Annotated in this window: 23 protein-coding genes, 1 pseudogene and 1 riboswitch; of the genes and pseudogenes, 10 read left to right on the top strand and 14 right to left on the bottom strand. The window is 69.4% G+C overall.

Annotation, left to right across the window (positions count from 1 at the left end; all coding sequences use genetic code 11):
* Positions 1–113: 113 nt before the first annotated feature.
* From AB0E69_RS28330 to ilvD, 6 genes and pseudogenes are all read right to left on the bottom strand, one after another.
* Complete coding sequence (locus AB0E69_RS28330; protein WP_360152513.1) at positions 114–1,310, bottom strand: serine protease; 1,197 nt, start codon at positions 1,308–1,310, stop codon at positions 114–116.
* Positions 1,311–1,412: 102 nt separating this feature from the next.
* Positions 1,413–2,432 (bottom strand): ketol-acid reductoisomerase, encoded by a 1,020-nt coding sequence (gene ilvC / locus AB0E69_RS28325; RefSeq protein WP_360153104.1) that lies wholly within the window; start codon positions 2,430–2,432, stop codon positions 1,413–1,415.
* A 202-nt stretch (positions 2,433–2,634) separates the two neighbouring features.
* Positions 2,635–3,138, bottom strand: a pseudogene (gene ilvN / locus AB0E69_RS28320) (acetolactate synthase small subunit); the annotation flags it as partial.
* 76 nt (positions 3,139–3,214) lie between these two features.
* Entirely contained in the window at positions 3,215–4,987 is a 1,773-nt protein-coding gene (locus AB0E69_RS28315) for an acetolactate synthase large subunit (protein ID WP_360152510.1), read from the bottom strand.
* A gap of 272 nt (positions 4,988–5,259) precedes the next feature.
* A complete protein-coding gene (locus tag AB0E69_RS28310) occupies positions 5,260–6,390 on the bottom strand; it encodes a hypothetical protein (protein WP_360152507.1) in 1,131 nt (376 codons plus the stop codon).
* 25 nt (positions 6,391–6,415) lie between these two features.
* On the bottom strand, positions 6,416–8,083 hold the full coding sequence (ilvD, locus tag AB0E69_RS28305; protein ID WP_360152504.1) for a dihydroxy-acid dehydratase: 1,668 nt from the start codon (positions 8,081–8,083) through the stop codon (positions 6,416–6,418).
* 56 nt (positions 8,084–8,139) lie between these two features.
* Here ilvD and AB0E69_RS28300 point away from each other — a divergent pair, with 56 nt between their 5' ends.
* Together AB0E69_RS28300 and AB0E69_RS28295 are read left to right on the top strand one after the other, a co-directional pair.
* Positions 8,140–8,859, top strand: a complete 720-nt coding sequence (locus AB0E69_RS28300; RefSeq protein ID WP_360152501.1) for a class I SAM-dependent methyltransferase — start codon at positions 8,140–8,142, stop codon at positions 8,857–8,859.
* Positions 8,858–8,934, top strand: a riboswitch (ZMP/ZTP riboswitch). (Overlaps the previous gene by 2 nt.)
* A 16-nt stretch (positions 8,935–8,950) precedes the next feature.
* Positions 8,951–9,826: a 5-aminoimidazole-4-carboxamide ribonucleotide transformylase gene (locus AB0E69_RS28295; protein ID WP_360152498.1), complete on the top strand. Its 876-nt coding sequence runs from the start codon at positions 8,951–8,953 to the stop codon at positions 9,824–9,826.
* Positions 9,827–9,839: 13 nt separating this feature from the next.
* Here AB0E69_RS28295 and AB0E69_RS28290 read toward each other — a convergent pair whose 3' ends face one another.
* Genes AB0E69_RS28290 through AB0E69_RS28280 form a run of 3 tightly spaced genes read right to left on the bottom strand, consistent with a single transcriptional unit; the run spans position 9,840 to position 12,142 of the window.
* Positions 9,840–10,103: a MoaD/ThiS family protein gene (locus AB0E69_RS28290; protein ID WP_360152495.1), complete on the bottom strand. Its 264-nt coding sequence runs from the start codon at positions 10,101–10,103 to the stop codon at positions 9,840–9,842.
* Complete coding sequence (locus AB0E69_RS28285) at positions 10,104–11,192, bottom strand: exo-alpha-sialidase (protein ID WP_360152492.1); 1,089 nt, start codon at positions 11,190–11,192, stop codon at positions 10,104–10,106.
* Between the two features lie 20 nt (positions 11,193–11,212).
* Entirely contained in the window at positions 11,213–12,142 is a 930-nt protein-coding gene (locus AB0E69_RS28280) for a 2-hydroxyacid dehydrogenase (protein WP_360152489.1), read from the bottom strand.
* Positions 12,143–12,197: 55 nt separating this feature from the next.
* Between AB0E69_RS28280 and AB0E69_RS28275 the strand changes: the two genes are divergently transcribed.
* The 6 genes from AB0E69_RS28275 to AB0E69_RS28250 all read left to right on the top strand — a co-directional run bounded on the left by AB0E69_RS28275 (position 12,198) and on the right by AB0E69_RS28250 (position 18,434).
* Entirely contained in the window at positions 12,198–13,577 is a 1,380-nt protein-coding gene (locus AB0E69_RS28275) for an FAD-binding oxidoreductase (RefSeq protein WP_360152486.1), read from the top strand.
* Positions 13,574–14,860, top strand: coding sequence for a cyclopropane-fatty-acyl-phospholipid synthase family protein (locus AB0E69_RS28270; protein WP_360152484.1), 1,287 nt, complete (start codon positions 13,574–13,576; stop codon positions 14,858–14,860). Before AB0E69_RS28275 ends, AB0E69_RS28270 begins: the two co-directional genes overlap by 4 nt.
* Positions 14,861–14,941: 81 nt before the next feature.
* Positions 14,942–15,868, top strand: coding sequence for an LLM class flavin-dependent oxidoreductase (locus AB0E69_RS28265; RefSeq protein WP_360152481.1), 927 nt, complete (start codon positions 14,942–14,944; stop codon positions 15,866–15,868).
* Between the two features lie 28 nt (positions 15,869–15,896).
* A complete protein-coding gene (locus AB0E69_RS28260; RefSeq protein ID WP_360152478.1) occupies positions 15,897–16,976 on the top strand; it encodes a PQQ-dependent sugar dehydrogenase in 1,080 nt (359 codons plus the stop codon).
* A gap of 70 nt (positions 16,977–17,046) precedes the next feature.
* Positions 17,047–17,571 (top strand): hypothetical protein, encoded by a 525-nt coding sequence (locus tag AB0E69_RS28255; protein WP_360152475.1) that lies wholly within the window; start codon positions 17,047–17,049, stop codon positions 17,569–17,571.
* Positions 17,572–17,576: 5 nt separating this feature from the next.
* Positions 17,577–18,434, top strand: coding sequence for a nucleotidyltransferase domain-containing protein (locus AB0E69_RS28250; RefSeq protein WP_360152472.1), 858 nt, complete (start codon positions 17,577–17,579; stop codon positions 18,432–18,434).
* Positions 18,435–18,475: 41 nt separating this feature from the next.
* On the opposite strand, the gene gatB is transcribed toward AB0E69_RS28250, so the two are convergent.
* Genes gatB through gatC form a run of 3 tightly spaced genes read right to left on the bottom strand, consistent with a single transcriptional unit; the run spans position 18,476 to position 21,775 of the window.
* Positions 18,476–19,975: an Asp-tRNA(Asn)/Glu-tRNA(Gln) amidotransferase subunit GatB gene (gene gatB / locus AB0E69_RS28245; protein WP_360152469.1), complete on the bottom strand. Its 1,500-nt coding sequence runs from the start codon at positions 19,973–19,975 to the stop codon at positions 18,476–18,478.
* Positions 19,972–21,477 carry an Asp-tRNA(Asn)/Glu-tRNA(Gln) amidotransferase subunit GatA gene (gene gatA / locus AB0E69_RS28240; protein ID WP_360152466.1) on the bottom strand — a complete coding sequence of 502 codons (1,506 nt, stop codon included), beginning with the start codon at positions 21,475–21,477 and terminating at the stop codon, positions 19,972–19,974. Before gatA ends, gatB begins: the two co-directional genes overlap by 4 nt.
* A gap of 1 nt (position 21,478) precedes the next feature.
* Entirely contained in the window at positions 21,479–21,775 is a 297-nt protein-coding gene (gene gatC / locus AB0E69_RS28235) for an Asp-tRNA(Asn)/Glu-tRNA(Gln) amidotransferase subunit GatC (RefSeq protein ID WP_134011031.1), read from the bottom strand.
* Positions 21,776–21,987: 212 nt separating this feature from the next.
* Between gatC and AB0E69_RS28230 the strand changes: the two genes are divergently transcribed.
* On the top strand, positions 21,988–22,632 hold the full coding sequence (locus tag AB0E69_RS28230; protein ID WP_360152462.1) for an ACT domain-containing protein: 645 nt from the start codon (positions 21,988–21,990) through the stop codon (positions 22,630–22,632).
* A gap of 28 nt (positions 22,633–22,660) precedes the next feature.
* Here AB0E69_RS28230 and AB0E69_RS28225 read toward each other — a convergent pair whose 3' ends face one another.
* Both AB0E69_RS28225 and AB0E69_RS28220 read right to left on the bottom strand, forming a co-directional pair.
* Positions 22,661–22,885 (bottom strand): hypothetical protein, encoded by a 225-nt coding sequence (locus AB0E69_RS28225; RefSeq protein ID WP_360152459.1) that lies wholly within the window; start codon positions 22,883–22,885, stop codon positions 22,661–22,663.
* 20 nt (positions 22,886–22,905) lie between these two features.
* Positions 22,906–23,889 (bottom strand): hypothetical protein, encoded by a 984-nt coding sequence (locus AB0E69_RS28220; protein WP_360152456.1) that lies wholly within the window; start codon positions 23,887–23,889, stop codon positions 22,906–22,908.
* Between the two features lie 96 nt (positions 23,890–23,985).
* Here AB0E69_RS28220 and AB0E69_RS28215 point away from each other — a divergent pair, with 96 nt between their 5' ends.
* On the top strand, positions 23,986–24,399 hold the full coding sequence (locus tag AB0E69_RS28215; RefSeq protein ID WP_360152453.1) for a hypothetical protein: 414 nt from the start codon (positions 23,986–23,988) through the stop codon (positions 24,397–24,399).
* Positions 24,400–24,465: the final 66 nt, after the last annotated feature.

Raw genomic sequence — 24,465 nt, 5'->3', positions numbered from 1 at the left:
AGCGGTAGGGCTCATGTGATGAACAGAGCACCGCGCTGTGCCCGCTGGGCTCAGCCTACCTCGTCCGGTCGCGGAGTGTGTTGGCGACCCAGATCGCGGGCCGTCAGTCGGTGTCAGTCGGTGTCGCAGCTGGCCGGCGGGTTGGTCATCGACTTGGCCTCGTCGAGGACCAGCTTCCCGGCCTGGCGGATCAGGTGGTACCGGTAGTCGAGCCGGTTGCAGTTCCGCCCGTCGGCGCCGCTCGCCGTCGGCGAGAACAGCGCGTTGAAGGTCAGCCGGGCGTAGGCGCCGCCGTCCGCGGACGGGCTGACCTCGGTGAGCTTGGGCCCGAAGAAGTACGTCGTTGCGTGGCTGTGGGCGTCGCGCGTCACGGTGAGTGTCTTGGCCAGCCGGGGCGAGTACAGCGCCTGCACCGACCGGAAGTCGCGCTTGTTCTCCAGCGTCAGGTAGCTGGCGAAGAGCTTCTGCACCTCGACGCCCAGCGGTGTGCGGGCGACCTGCAACTCCGGAGCGATCGGGGTCTGTGAGCCGCGCGAGTTCGTGCAGCTGCCGCCGGCTTCGGGGGTCACGCCGACCGGCGGCGTGGCGGCGTACCCCTGGAGTTTGCCGAACGGGACGATCGTGCTCGCCTGGACGGTGTCGCCGACGACCAGACCGATCACCTGACCGGCTTTGTCGACGACCGGACCGCCGAGCTTGCTCGCGTTCATGACCGTGCTCAGCGCGGTCGGGTCGGCGACCGAACCGATCGGGTTGGCCACCTGCTTCCCGGCCATCGTGTAGCCGATCAGCGCCCGCTGGGCCTTCGGATCGGGATCACCCGGCGCGACCTTCGCGGAGTTGCCGGTGGCGAGACCGATCGGTTGCAGTACGGCGACGCCGTCCTCACTGGTGCCGATCAGGTTCGCCCGCCGGATCCGGCCGTCCGGGGTGACCACCACGGTCGCCAACGGCCGCTCCACGGCGGACGCGGCGGTCAGCACCCGGCCGTTGTCGAGCAGTACGCCGGACGCCTCGCCGGTGCCTCCACACGTCGTGGACAGCACCCGCACCACGGCCGGCCCGACCGTCGTCAGCACCTGCTTCGTGTCGATGCCGAGCGTCTGCGACCGGAAGAGCCAGCCCGCGGTCGCGCCGCCCGCCACGACCACCAGCAGCACGAGGAACCCGGCCAGGAACCGGCCGAAGATCCACGGCCCGCGCGGCGGCGGCTCCTGCGGCGCACGGACCGGGGCGGTCTGCAGCTGGGTCAGCGTCCCGGCTCCCGCCGGAATCCGCCGAGGCGGCCGCGGCAGCCCGTTCTCTCCCACCGCTCACTCCCCAACAGTTCACCAGTCCAGACCACAACGATCACCCATTGTGTCAAACAAAAGGGCCCGAGCCAGTGGCTCGGGCCCCTCGTGTCCTCAACGTCAGCGGGCGGACGAGCCCTCGACATAGTCGTCGTCGTGGGACTTGACCCACGCCATCAGGCCGCGCAGTTCCTTGCCCACGGCCTCGATCGGGTGCGACTCGCTCTGCTTGCGGAACTCGGCGAACTCCGGCGCGCCGGCGTCCTGGTCCGCGATGAACCGGGCCGCGAAGGTGCCGTCCTTGATGTCCGCGAGCACCTCCTGCATCCGGGCCTTCACCGACGCGTCGATGATCCGCGGCCCGGAGACGTAGTCGCCGTACTCCGCGGTGTCGGAGACCGACCAGCGCTGCTTCGCGATGCCGCCTTCGTAGATCAGGTCGACGATCAGCTTGAGCTCGTGCAGGCACTCGAAGTACGCGACCTCGGGCTGGTAGCCGGCCTCGGTGAGTACCTCGAAGCCGTTCTGGATCAGCGCCGACACGCCACCGCAGAGGACGGCCTGCTCACCGAACAGGTCGGTCTCGGTCTCCTCGGTGAAGGTGGTCTTGATCCCGCCGGCCCGCAGGCCGCCGATGCCCTTGGCGTACGAGAGCGCCAGGTCCCACGCCTTGCCGGTCGCGTCCTGCTCGACCGCCACCAGCACGGGTACGCCGCGGCCCTCGGAGAACTCGCGCCGGACCAGGTGTCCCGGGCCCTTCGGGGCGACCATGAAGACGTCCACACCGGCCGGCGGCTTGATGTAGCCGAACCGGATGTTGAAGCCGTGGCCGAAGACGAGCGCGTCGCCGTCGACCAGGTTCGGCTCGATCGCCTCCTTGTAGAGCTTGCGCTGCGCCGGGTCCGGAGCCAGCACGACGATGACGTCGGCCTCCTCGCAGGCCTCGGCCGGCGAAACCACCCGCAGGCCCTGGGCCTCGGCCTTGGCGCGGCTCTTCGAACCCTCCGGCAGACCCACCCGGACGTCGACGCCGGAGTCGCGCAGCGAGAGCGCGTGGGCGTGGCCCTGGGAGCCGTAACCAAGGACGGCCACGTGCCGGCCCTGGATCACCGACAGGTCGGCGTTGTCGTCGTAGAACATTTCAGCAGCCACTTCTGGCGATCTCCTCTGTCTGGAAGTGCTTTGGAGGGGTACGGCGCTTGTTGTCGGCTCAGCCCTGACGGGCCGGGGCCACGGCGGAACGGCCCGGCGGCGGCGCCGGTACCGGGTGGTGACGGTCTGCGGGTCGCGCCTGGACGGTGGGTGGGCCGGACGCGACGTGTGGGGGCGGCACCGGAACCGGCCGGAGGGTGCGGTCGGAGATGGAGCGGCTGCCCCGCCCGATCGCCACCATGCCGGACTGCACCAGCTCGCGGACGCCGAAGGGTTCCAGCACCCGGAGCATGGCCTCGAGTTTCTCGGGATTACCGGTCGCCTCGATCGTGATCGCGTCCGGTGCCACGTCCACCACCTTGGCACGGAACAGCTGGACGGTCTCCAGCACCTGTCCCCTGGTCAGGGTGTCGGCCTTCACCTTGACCAGCAGCAGTTCGCGCTGCACGGTCTGGGCCGGCTCGAGCTCGACGATCTTGATCACGTTCACCAGCTTGTTCAGCTGCTTGGTGATCTGCTCCAAAGGCTGCTCGTCCACGCTGACCGCGATGGTCATCCGGGAAACCTCCGGGTGCTCGGTCGGGCCGACCGCGAGCGAGTCGATGTTGAACCCGCGCCGCGAGATCAGCGCCGCCACCCGGGCCAGCACGCCGTGCTTGTTCTCCACCAAGATGCTGAGTGTGTGCTTCGACATCATCGTCCTCGCTTCGCTGCGGGCGACGATGTCGCTCGGACGCTGTGTTGGATTGTTCCTTCGCTTCGCTCAGTCACTAGAGCTCCTCGCTGTCCCAGGCCGGGGCCATGTCGCGGGCGATCTGGATCTCGTCGTTGCTGACCCCGGCGGCGACCATCGGCCAGACCATCGCGTCGCGGTGCACGACGAAGTCGACCACCACCGGCGCGTCGGTGACCGCCATCGCCTTCTCGATCGTCGCGTCCACCGAGTCCTTGTCCGAGCAGCGCAGCCCGACGCCGCCCATCGCCTCGGCCAGCTTGGCGAAGTCCGGGATCCGGGCCGAGTGCAGGTCGGTGTTGGAGTACCGCTTGTCGTAGAACAGCGTCTGCCACTGCCGGACCATGCCCAGCGACTGGTTGTTGATCACGGCAACCTTGATCGGGATGCCCTCGAGCGCGCAGGTGACCAGCTCCTGGTTGGTCATCTGGAAGCAGCCGTCGCCGTCGATCGCCCACACGGTCTTGTCCGGGCGCGCGACCTTGGCGCCCATCGCGGCCGGTACGGCGTACCCCATGGTGCCGAGGCCGCCGGAGTTCAGCCAGTGCCGCGGCTTCTCGAACGGGAGGAAGTGCGCGGACCACATCTGGTGCTGTCCGACGCCCGCGGTGTAGATCGTGTCCGGGCCGGCGATCTGGCCGATCCGCTGGATCACGTACTGCGGGGAGAGCGTGCCGTCCTCGGGCTCGTCGAAGCCGACCGGGTACTTCGCCCGCACCGACTCGAGCTGTTTGCGCCAGGCGTCGTACGACGGGGTGCGGCCGGAGCTCGCGACCTCGGTGCGGAGCGCGGCGATCAGGTCGGTGATGACCTCCTTGCAGTCGCCCACGATCGGCACGTCCGCGGCCCGGTTCTTCCCGATCTCGGCCGGGTCGATGTCGGCGTGGATGATCTTCGCCTCGGGCGCGAACGAGTCCAGCTTGCCGGTCACCCGGTCGTCGAAGCGCGCGCCCAGCGTGATCAGCAGGTCGGAGCGCTGCAGGGCGCCGACCGCGGACACCGAGCCGTGCATCCCGGGCATCCCGAAGTGCAGCTCGTGGGTGTCGGGCAGCGCGCCGCGGGCCATCAGCGTGGTGACGACCGGGATGCCGAGCAGCTCGGCGAGCTCCTTCAGCTCCTCCTCGGCCTTGGCCCGGATCACGCCGCCACCGACGTACAGGACCGGCTTCTCGGCCGCGACGATCAGGCGGGCCGCCTCCCGCACCTGCTTCGGGTGCGGGCGGGTCACCGGCCGGTAGCCGGGCAGCGAGAGCTCGGTCGGCCACTGGAAGTCGACCGTCGCCTGCATCGCGTCCTTGGTCACGTCCACCAGGACCGGACCGGGGCGGCCGGTGGAGGCGATGTGGAACGCCTCGGCGATCGTGGTGGCGATGTCGTTCGGGTCGTTGACCAGGAAGTTGTGCTTGGTGATCGGCATCGTGATGCCGCGGATGTCGGCCTCCTGGAAGGCGTCGGTCCCGATCGCGGCACTGGCCACCTGACCGGTGATCGCGACGATCGGGACCGAGTCCATGTAGGCGTCGGCGATCGGGGTGACCAGGTTGGTCGCCCCCGGACCCGAGGTCGCCATGCACACCCCGGTCTTGCCGGTCGCGGCGGCGTACCCCTGGGCGGCGTGGCCGGCGCCCTGCTCGTGACGTACCAGGATGTGGCGGATCTGGGTCGAGTCGAGCATCGGGTCGTACGCCGGGAGGATCGCGCCGCCCGGGATGCCGAAGACCGTGTCCACTCCGGCATGTTCCAGTGCGCGGATCAGAGCCTGTGCCCCGGTCAGCTGCTCACTCATGAGAGTGCCTTCCTGTCCTGTCACGCTGTTTGGCTGTGCTCAGTGCTTTGTCGCGACCGATCCATCCTCGCTCGTGGCTGTTTCCCGTGCGCTCCCGGGTCGCGGATAGTCGCACTGGCAACAAAAAACCCCTTCGGCCGGGTTGGCTGAAGGGGCGCGCTCGACTCGGTGGTCGCGTCAGTCGGCGCGCCGCACAAGTACGAGGAGAATCGATCGCATGTAGGCATTATTCGCCGACAGACCGCGACCGGGTCAAGCCGGACGCCTCCGCGTCTCATTTCCTGAGACGCTCGTCTTTAGATGCGGCCAATGCCTCCGGACTTCGGCTTGGGCAGTACGGCGGTCTCGTTCGCCGCCAGGAACACCGCTGCCTCGTACGGGATGCCCTGGCGGTCGCGATCCGTCTGCAGCTCGGCCGGCACCGGCCGGGTGGGCAGTACGGCGGGCGCCTCGCCACGCAGCCCGGCGCGCAGGTCGCCGATCAGGTCCTGCGGATCCCTGACGACGGCTGACGCACGCTGCGGGATCGGCTCGGTCGCTGCGAGGTGTCTGGTGTGTGCGGTCAGGTCCCGCCAGCTCATCCGGTGCGCGGTCAGCTCTCGTAGCAGCAGGTGCAGCTGGTCGAGGTTGAACGCGCGTTGCGGGAACAGCTCGTCGCTCTGCGGCAGGGTGTACCGGTGCCTGCCGTGGATGTCGATCTGCGACTCCAGGAACGGCATAGACACGTCACGCCGTACGTCGAGGTCGGAGCCGTCGCTGAACGCCGGTACGGCGAGGGACTCACGGTTGCGCTCGGTCAACAGATTCAGGCCGCGGTGGAGACCGCCCTGCAGGCTCAGGTCGGACTTGTCCGCGTCGCTGACGGCCGCGGCGACCGGCCGTTCGGCGGTGGCACCGGTGATGATGCCGGTCTCTTTGTCGATGGCGACGACCTGTGTGGCCATGATCAGCTCGTCCACGGTGCCGTAGCCGTCCTGGGTGAACAGCTCCATCGGCTGGTAGCCGTGCTGCTGCTCGTACTCGCGCATCGCCTGGTGGGCCGCGACGACGCTGAGCCGCTCGCGCTCCGGGGTCAGGGTGTAGGTGAGCGGCCTTGCTGGTTGCAGGGTGGCCTGTCGTTCGTCCAGCTGGCTCAGCAGCGCCCTCTGCGGGTTGAGGTCGTACGCGCCGCCCGCCTCCTGCACGTGGTCGTGGTGGATGCCGGCGATCAGGGCGTAGGCCACTGAGTCGGGCGGCGCCGCGCCGGTCTCGACCAGCCGGGCCGCGCCGCGCGCCGCGTGCCAGGCGACGCGGAGGTTGTGCGTCGCGTTGTGGCTCGCCCAGCCGTCGCGGAAGCGGTTGTCGGTGCCGTAGCGGCGTACCAGGTACTCGAACTGGGCGCGGACGATGGCGACCGCTGCCGATTCGAGTTCATGGACGCGAGGCATGACTCACCGTACTGAGCCGTGCGGGTCAGACGCAGACGGCGCCTTCCGAGGCGGAGCGGACCAGACGGGTGTACTTGCCGAGAACGCCTTTCGTGATGGCGGGTGTCTTCGGGGTCCAGCCCTGCTTGCGGCGCTCGAGCTCGTCGGCGGTCACGTGCAGGTCGAGGGTGCGGTGCTGCACGTCGAGGGTGATCCGGTCGCCGTCGTGGACGAACGCGATCGGCCCGCCGTCGACGGCCTCGGGCGCGACGTGGCCGACGCAGAGTCCCGTCGTACCGCCGGAGAAGCGGCCGTCGGTGAGCAGCAGGACGTCCTTGCCGAGGCCCGCGCCCTTGATCGCGCCGGTAACCGCGAGCATCTCGCGCATCCCGGGGCCGCCCTTCGGCCCTTCGTACCGGATCACGACCACGTCGCCGGGGTTCAGGTCCGGTACGGCGTCCATCGCGGCCCGCTCGCCGTCGAAGACGCGTGCCGTGCCCTCGAACACGTCGGAGTCGAAGCCGGCGCTCTTGACGACCGCACCGTCGGGCGCGAGCGAACCGTGCAGGATGGTGATGCCGCCGGTGTGGTGGATCGGCTTGTCCAGCGCCCGGATGATCGTGCCGTCGACGTCCGGCGGGGCGATGTCGGCCAGGTTCTCCGCCATCGTCTTGCCGGTGACGGTCAGACAGTCGCCGTTCAGCAGCCCGGCGTCGAGCAGCGCCCGCATCACCACGGGGATGCCGCCGACGCGGTCCACATCATTCATGACATAGCGTCCGAAGGGCTTCAGGTCCCCCAGGTGCGGCACTCGCTCGCCCACCCGGTTGAAGTCGTCCAGCGTCAGCGGCACGTCCGCTTCCCTGGCGATGGCGAGCAAATGCAGAACCGCATTGGTAGAACCTCCCAGGGCCATCACCACGGCGATCGCATTCTCGAAAGCCTCCGTCGTCAGGATCTGCCGTGCCGTGATGCCGTTCTTCAGCAGATTGACCACCGCCTCGCCGGACTTCCGCGCATAGCCGTCCCGCCGCCGGTCGACCGCCGGCGGAGCAGCCGAACCGGGCAGCGACATCCCGAGCGCTTCGGCGGACGCCGCCATCGTGTTCGCGGTGTACATGCCGCCGCACGCGCCCTCGCCCGGACAGATCGCCCGCTCGACCGCGTCGACCTCGTCCTGCGTGATCAGCCCGCGCAGGCAAGCGCCGACCGCCTCGAACGCGTCGATGATCGTGACGTCCTTGTCGCCGAGCTTGCCCGGCATGATCGAGCCGGCGTACAGGAACACACTCGCCAGGTCGAGCCGCGCGGCAGCCATCAGCATGCCGGGCAGCGACTTGTCGCAACCGGCCAGCAGCACCGAGCCGTCGAGGCGCTCGGCCTCCATCACCGTCTCGACCGAGTCCGCGATGATCTCGCGGCTGACCAGCGAGTAGTGCATGCCGACGTGACCCATCGAGATCCCGTCGGACACGCTGATCGTCCCGAACTCGAGCGGGTACCCGCCGGCCGCGTGCACGCCGTCCTTGACCGCCTTCGCGAGCCGGTCGAGGGAGAGGTTGCACGGGGTGATCTCGTTCCAGCTGGACGCGACGCCGACCTGCGGCTTGGCCCAGTCGTCGTCGCCCATGCCGACCGCGCGCAGCATTCCTCTGCTGGCGGTGGCCTCCAGGCCGTCGGTCACTGTCCGGCTGCGTGGCTTCACATCGACCATGCAGCCCACACTAAACCGGTTGGTGCGCACGGCGCCGTACCTCCAAGCTTGCGAGCGTGGACCCTTACGGCGACGAACAGCTGGTCGAGCTCTACGACCTCGACAACCCCGACGGCGATGATCACGCGTACTACCGCGCCCTCGCGGACTCGCTCGACGCCCGCAAGATCCTCGACCTCGGCTGCGGTACCGGACTGCTCACCCGCTCGTTCGCGCGCCCGGGTCGCGAGGTGATCGGCATCGACCCGAGCCGCACGATGCTCGACTACGCCCGCCGTACGCCGAGCCCTGTCACCTGGACCTGCGGCGATCACCACGCCATCGAACCCACCGGCGACGTGGATCTGGTGGTGTGCACCGGCAACACGCTCATGCACATCGCCGACCTGGGAACGGCGCTGACCGCGATCGCCGCCGCCCTCCGCCCCGGCGGCGTCTTTGCGTTCGAGTCCCGCAACCCGTCCGCCCGAGCCTGGGAGTCGTGGACCCGCGAGGCAACGTACGGCGAACGCGACACTCCGATCGGCCACCTCACCGAATGGCTAGACCTGATCGAGGTCGCTCCTGATGGCCGGGTCGTCTTCGACGCCCACAACGTCTTCCCCAACGGCTCCGACCGCATCTACCGCAACACCCTGTACTTCCGCTCGGCGGACGCGCTGACAACAGCCCTCGGCCAGGCCGGCTTCACCGCCACCGTCGACGCCGACTGGCACGGCACCCCCCTTCACCGAAGCCGCCCACCTGATCGTCGTCCGCGGCCGCCACTAAGCTAGGGCGTACTGCGACTGGCGAAGGTGGGTTACCACCGGGGAGCAACAGTTGGGGCGTCGTCCGCCTGGGCGCTTCCTTCCCTGGAGGTGTCGCGTGGAGTTGCGCTACGGGAGTAATCCACATCAGTCCGCGTCGGCCGAGCTTGGTCCGATCAGCGTGCGGGCGGGCAGTCCGTCGTACATCAACCTGCTGGATGCCGTGACCGGGTGGCAGTTGGTGCGGGAGGCTGGTGAGGCGTTCGGCGTACCGGCCGCCGCGTCCTACAAGCACGTGTCGCCGGCAGGTGCCGCGCTGGGCGACAGTGTCACGGACGCCTATCGGCGGGCGCGGGACGCGGATCCGAAGTCGTCGTACGGCGACTTCGTGGCAGTGTCGCAGCCGGTGGACGCGGAGCTGGCCGATGTACTGCGGCGAGTGGTGTCGGACGGGATCATCGCGCCGGGGTACGAGCCTGGCGTGGTCGAGGTGCTGGCAGCGAAGAAGCGCGGGACCTACCTCGTGCTGGAGGCCGATCCGGACTTCGAGCCGCCGGCGGACGAAGTGCGCGAGATGTACGGCGTCCGGCTGACCCAGCAGCGCGACGAACTGCCGTTGCCCCGCACGCTTCCGGACGACGTCCTCCTCGGCATGATCGTCGCCCGCTACACGCAGTCCAACACCGTGGTGATGCTCAAGGACCGGATGACCATCGGCATCGGCGCCGGCCAGCAGTCCCGGGTCGACTGCACACGCCTCGCCGGCGAGAAAGCTGCCGTCTGGGCCCAACGTGCGGGCGTTCCCCTGACCGACGTCTCGATGGTCTCGGACGGCGCACTCCCCTTCGCGGACAACGTCGAAGAAGCCGCCCGGTACGGCGTCACCCACATCGCCGAACCCGGCGGCTCCATCCGCTCCCCCGAGATCGCCACCGCCTGCGCCGACCACGGCATCACCTGGACCCCCACCGCCGTCCGCCTCTTCAGACACTGAAACTGCAGGCCTGTCAGCCGCCGGCGACACTCGGGAGGATCATCAGTTCGTCGCCCTCGGACACGGGAGTGTCGAGGCCCGAGAGGTCGCGGATGTTGTTGTCGCCGAGGTAGACGTTGACGTGGCGGCGTACTGCGCCCTGTTCGTCGGTGAGGCGGCGGCGGAGGGGTGGGTCCAGGGCGGCGAAGACCTCGGCGACTGTCGTGCCGGCGGCCTCGACGCGGTCGGCTCCGCCCGCGAAGGGGCGGAGGACCGTGGGGAGGCGTACCGCGACCAATCAGATCACCGCTGCGCGGACGGTCAGCACGTCAGGCAGGTGCCTGGCGACCTCGACCCAGCTGTCGCCGGCGTCGGCGGACGCGTAGACGCAGCCGTCGCGCGTGCCGACGTACACGCCGGCCGGGTCCGCGGCGTCGACGGTCATCGCGTCCCGCAGTACCGGGACGTAGGACTCGTCAGGGAGCCCGTTCGTCAGCGGTTCCCACGTCGACCCGGCGTCGCGCGAGCGGTAGACGCGGCACTTCGCCTCGGTCGGGATCCGGTTCGCGTCGGCGACCAGCGGGAAGACGTAGACCGTCGCGGGCTCGTGCGGATGCACCACGATCGGGAACCCGAAGTCCGACGGCAGCCCGTCCGCGATCGACTTCCAGACCGCGCCCCCGTCGTCCGACCGGTAGACCCCGTGGTGGTTCTGCGCGAAGAGCCGATCGGGTACGTCGGGATGCGCGGCCAGCTTGTGCACACACTGCCCGAACTCCGGGTACGGGTCGGGGAAGAACTTCGCCTGGATCCCCTGGTTCCTCGGCGACCACGTCTCGCCACCGTCGGCCGTCTGGTACACCCCGCCCGTCGACATCGCCACGCTCACCCGCGCGGGATCGGTCGGGTGCGGCAGCACGGTGTGCACCGCCTGTCCACCGAAACCAGCACCCCACTCGGCCCGGTGCGGGTGGTCCCACAACCCACGGACCAGCTCGAACGTCACTCCCCCGTCGGTCGATTTCCACAGCGCCGACGGCTGCGTCCCGGCGTACACGACCTCCGGCTGACCGACCGGCCCCGGCTGGATCTGCCAGACCCGCTCCAGCGACGCGTCGGCGTCCGCAGGGAACCCGATCGACCCCTCCGGCGGTTCCGCCCAGGTCGCGCCCAGGTCGTCCGAGTGGAAGACCGCCGGCCCCCAGTGCTCGCTCGTCCCGCCGACGAACAGCCGCGGCCGCTCACCCCGGGTGTCCACGCCGACGGCGTACACGCCCTGCATCTCGAACTCGGGCACCAGCCGGCTCCGCCACTCCCGGCGCGCGGCATCGCTCCGGGCGATCCAGAGACCCTTCTTGGTCCCGATCAGCAGTACGGCCTCGGACATCGTCGTCCGCCTCCTAGCGCCTAGCGAGCTGGGCCCGCCACCACGTTGATCAGCGGCTCGCCGGCCGCGTACCGCTCCAGCTGAGCCTTGACCAGGCGGGCAACTCGGGGCGCGAAGGCCGTCGAGGCGCCGCCGCGGTGCGGGTTGATCAGTATGTTCGGAGCAGACCACAACCGATGTCCGGCAGGCAACGGTTCGGGGTCGGTGACGTCGACCGCCGCGCTGATCCGGCCGGTCCCGAGCTCCTTGAGGAGCGCCTCGGTGTCCACGATGACACCGCGCGCGACGTTGACCAGCAGCGCGCCGTCCTTCATCCGGGCCAGGAACGTCGCGTCGACCATCCCGCGCGTCTCGTCGGTCGCCGGCGTCAGCAGTACGACGACATCCGCGCGCGGCAGCAGCTCCGGCAGCTCACCGATCGGGTGCACACCCTCTCGCGCCGACCGCGCGACCCGGATCACGTCGCACTCGAACCCGGCCAGCCGCCGCTCCAGCGCCTCCCCGATCGACCCGTACCCGAGGATCAGCACGGTCCGGTCCGCGAGCGAGTCGTCGATCTCGTCGTACGACGAGGGCCACACCTCCCGCTCCTGGTTGCGGACCGCCCGCGGCAACCGCCGGTACGACGCGAGGATCAGCCCGACCGCCAACTCCGCCGTGGATGCGTCGTGCACGCCGCGCGCGTTGCACAGGGTGATGTCGTCGGACAGGTAGGGCAGCACGTTCTCGTAGCCGGCCGTCTGGGTCTGCACGACCTTCAGCGCCGGCATCTCGCGGACCACCTCGATCACCCCGGAGCCGCCCATGTAGCTCGGCACGTAGAACTCGACCTCGGCGAGCGACGCCGGCCGGTCGCCCCCGGCGTACCAGTCGACGTCGAACCCGTCGGGCAGTCCGCCGAGGAATTCGTCGGGGTCCTTCCAGGGCAGCCAAGCCTTCACGTCAGCCATGTGACGAACCTACTATCCCGTGCGGTGTCCCGGGCCCCCGTCGTACATTGGATCGGTGCCTTCGACATCGGATCTGGCGGCGACCATCGCACACGATCAGGCCGTCGGGCGGTTGCGCGCGTCGTACCAGCGCATCCCGGCGGGCGAGCCTGTCCGGCTGGCGAAGCGCAGCTCGAACCTGTTCCGCCCGCGGACCGAGGTCGAGCGGCCGGGCCTGGACGTCTCCAAGCTGACCGGCGTCATCAGCGTCGACCCGGTCGCGCGGACCGCGGACGTACAGGGCATGTGCACGTACGAGGACCTGGTCGCGGCGACCCTCCCGCACGGGCTGACGCCGATGGTCGTGCCACAGCTGAAGACGATCACGCTCGGCGGCGCGGTGACCGGCCTGGGCATCGAGTCGTCGTCGTTCCGGGCCGGGCTGCCGCACGAGTCGGTGCTCGAGCTCGACATCCTGACCGGCGCCGGCGACGTGGTCACGGCCCGCCCCGAGGGTGAGCACGCGGACCTGTTCCGGATGTTCCCGAACTCGTACGGCACGCTCGGGTACGCGACCCGGCTGCGGATCGAGCTCGACCGCATCTCGCCGTACGTCGCGCTCCGGCACATCCGGCTCGGGCTGGACGAGCTGGCTCCGGCGATCTCCGAGATCGTTGCCTCGGGCATGTACCAGGGCGAGCCGGTGCACTTCGTCGACGGGGTCGCGTTCAGTCCCGCGGAGTCCTACCTGACGCTCGGGCGGAACAGCGACGCCGCGGTCCGGACGAGCGACTACACCGGCCGGCAGATCTTCTACCGCTCGATCCAGCAGCGGCAGACCGACTTCCTCACCGCGCACGACTACCTGTGGCGCTGGGACACCGACTGGTTCTGGTGCTCGAAGGCATTCGGCGCGCAACAGCCCCTGGTCCGGCGGTTGTGGCCGCGGCGCTGGCGGCGCAGCGACGTCTTCCACAAGATCGTCGGCTTCGAGAACCGGCACGGGTACGTCGCCCGGCTGAACCGCCGGCGTGGACACCCGGACCGCGAGCGGGTGGTTCAGGACGTCGAGATCCCGCTCGACCGGCTGGCGGAGTTCCTGCGCTGGTTCGACGCCGAGGTCAGGATGCGGCCGGTGTGGCTCTGCCCGCTGCGGCTCCGCGGCACGCGATCTTGGCCTTTGTATCCACTCTCGCCCGGCGAGACCTACGTGAACGTGGGCTTCTGGGGCACTGTCCCGATGAAACCTGGCGCCGCGGACGGCGACGTCAACCGGAGCATCGAGGCCGCCGTCGCCGAGTTCGGCGGGCACAAGTCGCTGTACTCCGACGCCTACTACGACCGAGACACCTTCGACCGGCTCTACAACGTCGCAGCGCTGACCGAGGTGAAGAAACGCTACGACCCGAACGCCCGGCTGACCGGGCTCTACGAGAAGGCGGTGACGCGCAGATGACGACGCTCGCGCAGCAGGTTTCGATCGCCGACGCCCTTGGCACCGTGCTCCCGGACGGGCTCCCGTTCCGGTTCACGGCGTACGACGGCAGCTCGATCGGACCCGACGACTCGCCGATCCACATGCACCTGGCCACCGAGCGTGGCCTGTCCTACATCCTCACCGCGCCGGGCGATCTCGGGCTGGTCCGCGCGTACGTGATGGGTGATCTCGAGGTGACCGGGATCCACCCCGGCAACCCGTACGAGCTGATGCGGATGGTCCTGGAGAGCTTCCACTTCCGGCGGCCGACCGCGGCCGAGGCGCTCCGGATCGTCCGCGGGCTGGGCTGGTCGCATTTGAAGCCGCCGCCTCCGCCGCCACAGGAGCACCTGCCGAAATGGCGACGTACCTTCGAGGGTTTGCGGCACTCGAAGGCGCGGGACAAGGCGGCGATCCACCACCACTACGACGTGTCGAACACGTTCTACGAGTGGGTGCTCGGCCCGTCGATGACCTACACCTGCGCGGTCTTCCCGACAGCCGATGCGACGCTGGAAGAGGCGCAGTACGAGAAGTACGACCTGGTCGCGCGCAAGCTGGACCTGAAGCCCGGGATGCGGCTGCTCGACGTCGGGTGCGGCTGGGGCGGCATGGTCCGGCACGCGGCCCGCGAGTACGGCGTGACCGCGCTGGGGGTGACCTTGTCCTCCGCGCAGGCCCACTGGGCGCAGCAGGCGATCAAGCGCGACGGCCTCGAGGACCGCGCGGAGGTCCGGTTCCTCGACTACCGCGACGTCCCCGAGCGCGACTTCGACGTGATCAGCTCGATCGGCCTGACCGAACACATCGGCGTCCGCAACTACCCGTCGTACTTCGGCTTCCTGCTCGACCGCCTGAAGCCCGGCGGCCGCCTGCTGAACCACTGCATCACCAGGCCGGACAACCACTACCGCAACATCGGCCCCTTCATCGACCGCTACATCTTCCCCGACGGCGAACTGATCGGTTCCGGCCGCATCATCGCCGAGGCGCAGGACGCCGGCTTCGAGGTGCGCCACGAGGAAAACCTCCGCGAGCACTACGCCCTGACCCTCGCGGCCTGGAACGAGAACCTGGTCGCCCACTGGGACGAGGCGGTCGCCGAAGTAGGCCACGCCACGGCCAAGATCTGGGGCCTCTACCTGGCCGCCAGCCGAGCCGGCTTCGAACACAACACCATCCAGCTCCACCAGGTCCTGGCCGTCAAACCCGACCACACCGGCAACTCCCACTTCCCACTCCGGCCGACCTGGCTCAGCTGAAGAGAACCCATACGCGGACTGCATCAAGTCCCACCCAGATAGGCATTGGACCGCTCCCCGCGTGCGGGGCACGGTGGGTGGATGACGGTCGAGTTCGGGGTGCTGGTGGACGTTCGCGGGGACGGGTACGCGGGCGATGTTGTGGCGGAGGTGGTGCTTGCCGATGAGTTGGGGTTCGCCGGAGCCTGGTTGTCCGAACATCATCTGACGGCGGATGGGATGCTGCCGGCGCCGTTGGTGATGGCGGGTGTGCTGCTGGGGCGTACTGCGCGGATCCGGGTCGGGACGAACGTGCTCGTGCTGCCGCTGCACCAACCGATCCGGGTCGCGGAGGAGGCGGCCGTGCTCGACCTCGTGTCGGGTGGGCGGTTCGTGCTGGGGGTCGGGCAGGGGTACTCGGAGCGGGAGTTCGCGGCCTTCGGGGTGGAGCGGCGGCGGCGCGGGGTGCTGTTCGAGGACGGCGTACGGGTGATTCGGGACGCCTGGGGTGGTTCGCTCAAGGTGGACGGGGTGGCGGTGTCGCCGCGGCCCGGCGGGGAGCGACCGATATGGGCCGCCGGGGTGACCGCGGCGGGGTTGCGGCGCGCGGCTCGGGTCGGCGACGGGATCATCATCTACTGCGCGACTCCGGCCGATCTGGTGGCCAGGCGGCGGTTGCTGGACGAGGTGGTGGCGGACTCGCCGCCGCTGATCTGCACAGGGGTCATGCACGTGGACGAGGACGCGGACCGGGCCTGGGCGGACGCTGCGCCGGGTATCGGCTACCTGGAAGGCGAGATCGCGTCGTACGGCGGCACCGAGCCGCCCGCGCTGCGGCAGGCTGACTACCTCGTGGGTACGCCGGAGGACGTGGCGCGGCGGCTGATCGCGCTGCAGCGGGAGACCCGGTTCGTGCAGTTCGCGCACTGGATGCGGTTGCCGGGGATGTCGCACGAGGTCGCGATGCGGTCTCTCGAACTGGTTGCGAGGCGCGTTGTTCCCGCCGTACGGGCTGGGGTGGGCCGCTAGCTTGGGAGCAGACGAGCTGGGAGGCGACGTGCGCGGTGCGGCGGCGGTAGTGGTGGCTGCGGTGGCGTTGGTGGCGGGGTGTTCTGAGGACGCGGGTGGTGGGACGACCGCGGGGCCGGCGAGCGCTGGTACGGCGGCTGGAACCTTGCGGTTGACGGTGGCTTCGACGGTGGCGACGGGGATTGCGGTGCCTTGGGGGCTGGCGTTCTTGCCGGACAAGAGTGCGTTGGTGGCGGAGCGGGACTCCGGGGCCGTGAAGCGGGTTGCCGGCGGGCAGGTCACTGAGGTGGGGCGGGTCGAGGATGTCAACGCCTCGGCTGAGGGTGGCTTGCTGGGGCTGGCGGTGGATCCGGGGTATCCGGGGAAGCCGTACATCTATGCGTACTACTCGAGTGGTTCGGACAACCGGATCGCCCGGATCACCTACCAGGACGGGAAGCTGTCCGATCAGCAGGTGATTCTGGACGGGATTCCCGCGGCGGCGATTCACAACGGCGGGCGGCTGCGGTTCGGGCCGGACGGGTTCCTCTACGCCGGGACCGGCGACGGGGCCGACCGTCCGAACTCGCAGGACGACGGGTCGCTCGGCGGGAAGATCCTGCGGATCACGACCGACGGGAAGCCGGCGCCCGGGAATCCGGACGGGCGGGTCTGGATCACCAAGGGCCACCGGAACGTGCAGGGGCTCGCCTTCGACGGCGACCAGCTGTACGCCGCCGAGTTCGGGCAGAACACCTGGGACGAGCTGAACGTCATCAAGCCCGGATCGAACTACGGCTGGCCGGCCGCCGAAGGCAGCGAGGGCCTGGACGGGATGACCGACCCGATCGCGCAGTGGCACACCGCGGACGCGTCGCCGTCGGGAATCGCCTTTGCCAAGGGGTACATCTTCATGGCGTCGCTGCGGGGCCAGCGGCTGTGGGCGATACCGGTTGCCAATGGCAAACGAGTTGGCGAGCCGAAGGCCTTCTTCACCAACCAGTACGGGCGGTTGCGCACCGTCGAGGTCGCGCCGGACGGCTCGCTCTGGCTCACGACGTCGAACACCGACGGCCGCGGCCACCCACGCACCGGCGACGACCGAATCCTTCGCGTCAGCATCTCTTAGCTGCCAACCGTTTGAAGCCTTCGGTCGTCTGGTACTTGTTGAGAGACCACGACCTGAGGAGGAGATCGGTATGCGTACCGGCCAGGGGCCCGTCGTTCCCAGCAGTGTGATCGCGTCGGCGAGCAGCTTTGACGATGCTCAGCGGACAGTCGGCTACCTGCGAAGTTACGGGATGGACGCGGCGAGCCTGGAGGTGGTGGGCGCCGGTCTCCGCCAGGTGAGCAGACACCGGTTCGTGCCGGTAGCACGGCTCACGGGCGCGAGTGCGGTCCAGGGCGCGGCCGTCGGCATACTCACCGCCGTCTTCATCACCCTCGTCGCCGAAACCACCCTGACCGGGCTCGCAGTCGTGCTCTGGGGCTTCGTGTACGGCGTACTCCTCGGCGGCCTGTGGGGCTTGTTCCGCGGACTCGCCAGCAACCGTCCTGAGGCCGTCACGACGGAGGTCCTCCCCACCCGCTACGAGGTCCGCTGCCCGTCCGACGAACTAGCCGTAGCCCAAACCCTCCTCGCCAACGCCTCCGACATCGACGACGGCCGAGTCGAGCGAGAAGTCATCGCCGACGCACCCCAACACCACAAGCGCGCCGCCTGACTCGCATGGTTCACGCCGAGTGGCGGCGTACGGCGGTGGCGCCGGTGCTGGCGGCGTACGCCGGAACCGACGGAGTCGACGCGGTCATGCTCGGTGGATCGACGGCTCGTGGTGACGCGGACCGGTGGTCGGACGTCGAGGTCGGAGTGTTCTGGTCCCGGCGTCCGACCATGACCGAACGGCTGGCGCCGGCTCCGAGCGTTCGCCCGGGGACGCCGGAGGACTCCGGGTCACCGTGGTACGACTACCTGTCGCTCGACGGGCTGGCCGTAGATGTCGAGCACGCGTTGTCGAGCGCGGTCGAGGAGACTCTCGACCGCGTGCTCGGCGCGGGTGTCCCCGATCCAAGTGGCCTGGGCCTGCTCAAAGGGCTCGTTGACGGACGGGAGCTCGGCGGGCGGCGGCCGGACCTGATCGCGGGATGGCAGCAGCGCGCGGCGACGTACCCGCGCGAGCTGGCGGTCGCGATCGTCGAGCGGGACGGAGCGATCGACAAGTTCTGGCGCTGGCAGCTGCTGGCCGAGCGGGACAATCCGGTGCTGCTGGCGCGAGAGTTCTTGCGCATGACGAGCCAACTGCTCTCCGTCCTGCACGCAGTGAACGGCCGCTACTGCGGGCATCCCTTGGCCTTCAAACGCCTGGACGCGATGGAGACCGAGCTCATCCACGCGCCACCCAACTTGGCGGCGCGACTCCGCACGGTCTTCACCTCTCCCCCACCCGAAGCCGCCGAAGCCCTGCGCCAACTGATCGAGGAAACCTACGACGTACTGGAAACACGCCTGCCGGAGGTGGACGTTCCCCGACTACGAGCCCGCTTCCACACCAGCCGCCAGCCAATCGACCCCCCAAGGAGTCGCTGACGTGCGGGTGGTGGGGCTGGTAGGCCCCACCACCCGTGCGGCTAGATGCCTAGTTTGGCGTTGAGGAGTTCTCGGACCTTGGCGGCGTCGGCTTGGCCGCGCATGTCCTTCATGACGGCGCCGATCAGGGCGCCGGCGGCGGCGGGCTTGCCGGAGTTGACCTTTTCGACGACGTCCGGGTTGGCCGCGATCGCGCGGTCGATGGCCTCCAGGAGCGGGCCGTCGTCGGAGACCAGCGCCAGGCCGCGCTTCTCGATCACCTCGGCGGGGGTGCCCTCGCCGGCGAGCAGGCCCTCGAAGACCTGGCGGGCCAGCTTGTCGTTCAGCGTGCCGTCGTCGACGAGCTTCTGCACCTCGGCCACCTGCGCCGGACCGACCGGCAGTGCGTCGAGGTCGACACCCTGCTCGTTCGCCGAACGGGCGAGCTCACCGAGCCACCACTTCTTCGCCGCAGCAGCCGGAACTCCGAGCTCGATGGTCGCGACGATCGGCTCGAGCGCGTTGCCGTTGATGACGTCGCGCATCTCCAGGTCGGTGAAGCCCCACTCCTGCTGCAACCGCACGCGTCGCAAAAAGGGTGCCTCAGGCAACGATGCCCGGATCTCCTCGACCCACTCCCGCGACGGCGCGACCGGGACCAGGTCGGGCTCCGGGAAGTACCGGTAGTCGTCCGCGTCGGACTTCTCCCGCCCGGACGTGGTGATCCCGGTGTCCTCGTGCCAGTGCCGCGTCTCCTGCAGGATCTTCCCGCCGGACGCCAGCACCGCCGCCTGCCGGGTGATCTCGTAGGTGATCGCGCGCTCGACCGAGCGGAACGAGTTCACGTTCTTGGTCTCGGTCCGCGTGCCGAGCACCGACGATCCGTGCGGCTTTAGCGAGACGTTCGCGTCGCAGCGCAACGAACCCTGGTCCATCCGGACGTCCGAGACGCCCAGCGACAGCAGCAGGTCGCGCAGCATGCTCACATACGCACGAGCGACCGCGGCCGCCTTCGCCGGCGGTACCTCGATCGTCTTGGTGACGATCTCGATCAGCGGGATGCCGGCCCGGTTGTAGTCGACCAGCGAGTGCGAGGCGCCGTGGATCCGGCCGGTCGCGCCGCCGATGTGGGTCGACTTGCCGGTGTCCTCCTCCATGTGCGCGCGCTCGATGTCGATCCGGTACGTCTCGCCGTCGACGACGACCTCGGTCCAGCCGTTGAACGCGATCGGCTCGTCGTACTGCGAGGTCTGGAAGTTCTTCGGCATGTCCGGGTAGAAGTAGTTCTTCCGCGCGAACCGGCACCACTCGGCGATCTCGCAGTTCAGCGCGAGACCGATCTTGATCGCGGCCTCGACCGCCTTCGCGTTCACCACCGGCAGCGCACCCGGCAGCCCGAGGCAGACCGGGCAGGTCTGCGTGTTCGGCGGCGCGCCGAACTCGGTCGGGCAGCCGCAGAACATCTTCGACTTCGTGTTCAGCTCGACGTGGACCTCGAGGCCCATCACCGGGTCGTACTGCGCCAGCGCGTCGTCGATCTCGAGAACCTCAGCAACAGTCATCGGGTCACCTCCAGCTCCGGAGCCTTGGTCATCAGGACACCGCCCCACTGCTCGGCCAGCGCGGACTCCAACGCGGCGCCGACCTGGTAGCACAGGTCGTCGCGCAGCACCGGCGCCATCACGTGGAACCCGACCGGCATCCCGTCCTCGTCGGCGAGGCCGCACGGGAACGACGCGGCCGCGTTGCCGGCCAGGTTGGACGGGATGGTGCAGAGGTCGTTCTTGTACATGGCGATCGGATCGTTGACCCGGTCACCGATCGCGAACGCGGTCGTCGGCGTGGCCGGGGAGACCAGTACGTCGACCTGCTCGTACGCCTGCGCGAAGTCACGGGCGATCAGCGTCCGCACCTTCTGCGCCTGGCCGTAATAAGCGTCGTAGTACCCGCTCGAGAGCGCGTGCGTGCCGAGGATGATGCGTCGCTTGACCTCGGCGCCGAAGCCGGCCTCGCGGGTCAGGCTCGTCACCTTCTCGGCGCTGTTCTCGCCGTTGTCACCGACGCGCAGCCCGTACCGCATCGCGTCGAACTTGGCCAGGTTGGACGAGGCTTCGCTCGGCAGGATCAGGTAGTACGCCGGCAGCGCGTACTGGAAGTGCGGGCAGGAGACCTCGACCACTTCGGCGCCGAGCTTCGTGAGCAGCTCGACCGCCTCGTGGAAGCGGGCCTCGACACCGGGCTGGTACCCCTCGCCGCCGAGCTCCTTGACCACACCGATCCGCAGCCCGGCAACGTCACCGTTGCGGGCCGCCTCCACCACCGGCGGCACCGGCTGGTTGATCGACGTCGAGTCCATCGGGTCGTACCCGGCGATCGCCTCGTGCAGCAGCGCCGCGTCGAGCGTCGTCCGCGCGCACGGGCCGGGCGTGTCCAGCGAGGACGCCAGCGCGATCAGCCCGTACCGCGAGGTCCCGCCGTAGGTCGGCTTGACGCCGACCGTCCCGGTGAACGCACCCGGCTGCCGGATCGAGCCACCGGTGTCGGTGCCGATCGCGAGCGGCGCCTCGTACGCCGCGATGGCCGCGGACGAACCGCCGCCGGAGCCGCCCGGGATCCGGGTCAGGTCCCACGGATTGTGGGTGGTGCCGTACGCCGAGTTCTCCGTGGAGGAGCCCATCGCGAACTCGTCCATGTTGGTCTTGCCGAGGATGACGATGCCGGCCGCCTTCAGCCGCTTGACCATCGTCGAGTCGTACGGCGGCTTCCAGCCCTCGAGGATCTTCGAACCGGCCGTCGTCGGCACGCCCTCCTGGGTCAGCACATCCTTCAGCGCCAGCGGTACGCCGGCCAGCGGCGCGAGCTGCTCGCCCGCCGCCCGCTTGTCGTCGACCGCCTTCGCCTGCGCGAGCGCACCGTCGGTGTCGACGTGCAGGAACGCGCGCACGTCACCGTCCACGACCGCGATCCGGTCGAGGTGGGCCTGGGTGACCTCCACCGAGCTGGCCTGCCCGGACGTCATCAGCTCCGCGAGCTCTGCCGCGGTCTTCCTGGTGAGATCGGTCATGTCAGTCCTCCTCCAGGATCCGCGGCACCCGGAAGCGCTGCTCCTCCGCGGCCGGCGCACCGGAGAGCGCCTGCTCGGGCGTGAGGCACGGGACGTTCTCGTCCGGGCGCATCACGTTGGTCAGCGGCAGGGCGTGCGAGGTCGGCGGGATGTCGTCCGCCGCCACCTGGCTGACCTGCCCGACCAGGGTGATGATCTGGTCGAGCTGGGGGGCGAGGTGGTCGAGCTCGTCGTCGGAGAGCTCGATCCGCGCCAGTCGCGCCAGATGGGCGACCTCTTCGCGGGTAATCGATGGCATGAACCGATCCAATGGTTTCGCAGGACAACCGGGCGTATTCTCCCGGACCCGAGCCATCCTAGTGGGCGGCCGTGACGAGCGCGTTTCGTTATCCCCCGACCTGTGGACAACCCCCGGATGAGATGGGCGCGCGTGTCCCCGGGTGCCGCTCTGTAACATGGGCGGCGACAGGGCGTTACGCGCATGGTGCTTGGCTGGGAGATGATCGTTCGGTGTTCCTGCTGCGCTTGATCATCCCGGACCGCCCAGGTTCGCTGGGCACGGTGTCGACGGCCCTCGGTGAGGTGAACGCCGACATCCACGCGATCGAGATCGTCGAGCACCGTCGGGAGAACGGCACCGCCGTCGACGACATCGTGGTCGACCTGCCGTCCGGGGTCCTCCCCGACCGCCTGGTGTCCGCCTGCAACGGCGTCGAAGGCGTCGAGGTGATCTGGTTCTCGCGGTACGGCGCCGGCGGTGGCCTGCACATGGACCTCGAGGCCGTCGAGCAGATGACGTCCGCGCCCGCGGACGCGATCGACATCCTCGTCGAGCAGTCGCCCGCCGTACTGCACGCCGACTGGGCCGCCCTGCTGGACGGCACCGGCAGCGAGGTGAAGGTCGCGCTGGAGACGAGCGCAACGCCGGAGTTCGGTGACGTGGCGAGCGGCTGGCTGCCGATGGAGAAGGCGACAACGCTGGAAGCCCCGGAGCACAAGGGCCTCTCCGAGTCCGTCCTGGTCGCCGCTCCGCTGGAGTCCGACCGCCGGGTCCTCGTCATCGGCCGCCGCGGCGGCCCCGAGTTCCTGGGCTCCGAGGTAGCTCGCCTCTCCTACCTGGCCTCCCTGGCCGTCACCATCCGCGCCTCAGCCTGAACCCCCGGCTGGTGGGCCTGCGGTTGGGTCAGGTGAACTGGAAGTAGGCGAGGGTCCAGAGGCCGGCCAGGATCAGCAGGACGATTCCGCCGATCAGGGCGACGATCAGGATGGCCTGCTTGTTGCTGCCCTGGCGATCGGGGAGGTCGAACTGGGTGGGACCCCAGGCCCCACCCCCGTCGACCCGCTGGACGGCCTCGGGGGGCGGTGCCGCCACCGCCCGCTCCTCACGCTTCTCCCGAGGGAACTTCATCCAGCCTCCCAACCACGGAATCAGAAGTAGAACGACTCGTACGAGATGTTGATCCGCGTCGACGCGTAGTCGTCGGAGTTGCTGGTGCTGATCTCCACCCGCCAGCCGGACACGTAGTTAGCGTACGACTTCCCGTCCATGTGCGCCTGGATGTACGACTTCAGCGCCGCGGCATCGCCACCCTTCAAGGTGCCGAACGCGTCGTTCACGGTCGCCGGCAGCGCGACCTTCACGTCCTTCGGGTCACCCGAGGCGCTCATCTCGACGGTCTTGAGGCCCTGACCGTTCGAGCCGTAGATGTACACCCGCTGCGAGCCGAACTTGCCGACCTGCTTGGTGCACGAGGTCGTGCACACGTACTTCTTCGTCTTCAGCGCCGCGACCAGCTGTGCCTCGGTGGTGTCGAAGGTCTTCGCCGGGATGTCGAGCGAGTCCGCTCCGGACTTGCCGCCGACCAGCCGCAGGTCGTCGCCCTCGTTGTCCAGCTGGAACTCGCCCCAGGTGCTGCCCACCTTCTGCGACTTCTGGCCCGAGCTCACCGCGTCCTGGATCTTCTTGACCTGGTCGCCGCCGAACGCGTCGTTGCCGATCGCCTGCAGCGCCTGGTCGAACACGACCTTGGCGTTGTTGACGTTGTCGTTGTTCTCCGACTCGATCCGGACACCAAGGATGGTCCCGTCCGGCTGGAACTGGAACACCGCCTCGGCCTTCGCGGCACCGTTGTACTTGAAGCAGCCCCGGTGCGCGCCCTGACCGGTGTTGAACAGGTCGCTGCACCCGAAGCCGTTGCTCTGCAGCTTCTCGGTCGCGGTCTTGGCCTGACCGGTCGCATCGCCGAGCTGACCGTTCTCACCGCCGCCCTCGGACGGGTTGCCGCCGGTCGGCTGGTTGTTGGTCGGGCCGGAGTCCGGCTCGTTCTTGCCGCCGAACGCGTGGATGCCCAGGAAGACCAGCAGGCCGATCAGCACGATGCCGACGACACCGCCACCGATCACCAGCGGCATCTTCTCCCTGCTGATGCCACCCGGCCCCTTCTTCGGGCCGCCAGGACCACCTGGACCCGGGCCCCACTGCTGGCCGGGCTGTCCGCCCTGCTGCTGGTGCCAGCCCTGCTGCTGCGGCGGAGCTTGCTGCGTGGACCGCTGCCCCCAGGACTGCTGCTGATACTGCTGAGGAGCTTGCTGACCCCAACCGCCACCCGGGGCGGGCTGACCCTGAGGCTGCTGACCCTGACCGGGCTGCTGACCCCAACCGCCGCCTTGCTGCGGCGGCTGACCCTGCGGAGGTTGACCCTGCGGGGGCTGACCCTGCGGTGGTTGGCCCTGCGGCTGCTGCGGGCGCTGACCCCAACCGCCACCACCCTGCTGCGGCGGTTGCTGTCCCCAGCCACCGCCTGGCTGCGGCTGCTGCGGCGGCTGGCCGCCCTGTCCCCCTTGCTGCCCGCCTGGCTGGCCCCCCGGCTGCCCAGGACCCCATGGTCCCTGCGGCGGCGTCGTCATATTTGCTCCTTCTGACCCACGTCTCGACGTGCAAAGTTAACAGTCCGACGGCTCAGCCCGGCCGCCGGATCCATCGGGTGC

Origin of the sequence: Kribbella sp. NPDC026611 (genome assembly GCF_040638345.1) — a bacterium.
In the GTDB taxonomy this organism is placed as follows: Bacteria; Actinomycetota; Actinomycetes; order Propionibacteriales; family Kribbellaceae; genus Kribbella.
The sequence above is the reverse complement of the archived record's forward strand: the minus strand, read 5'-3'. Positions and strand labels throughout refer to the sequence as shown.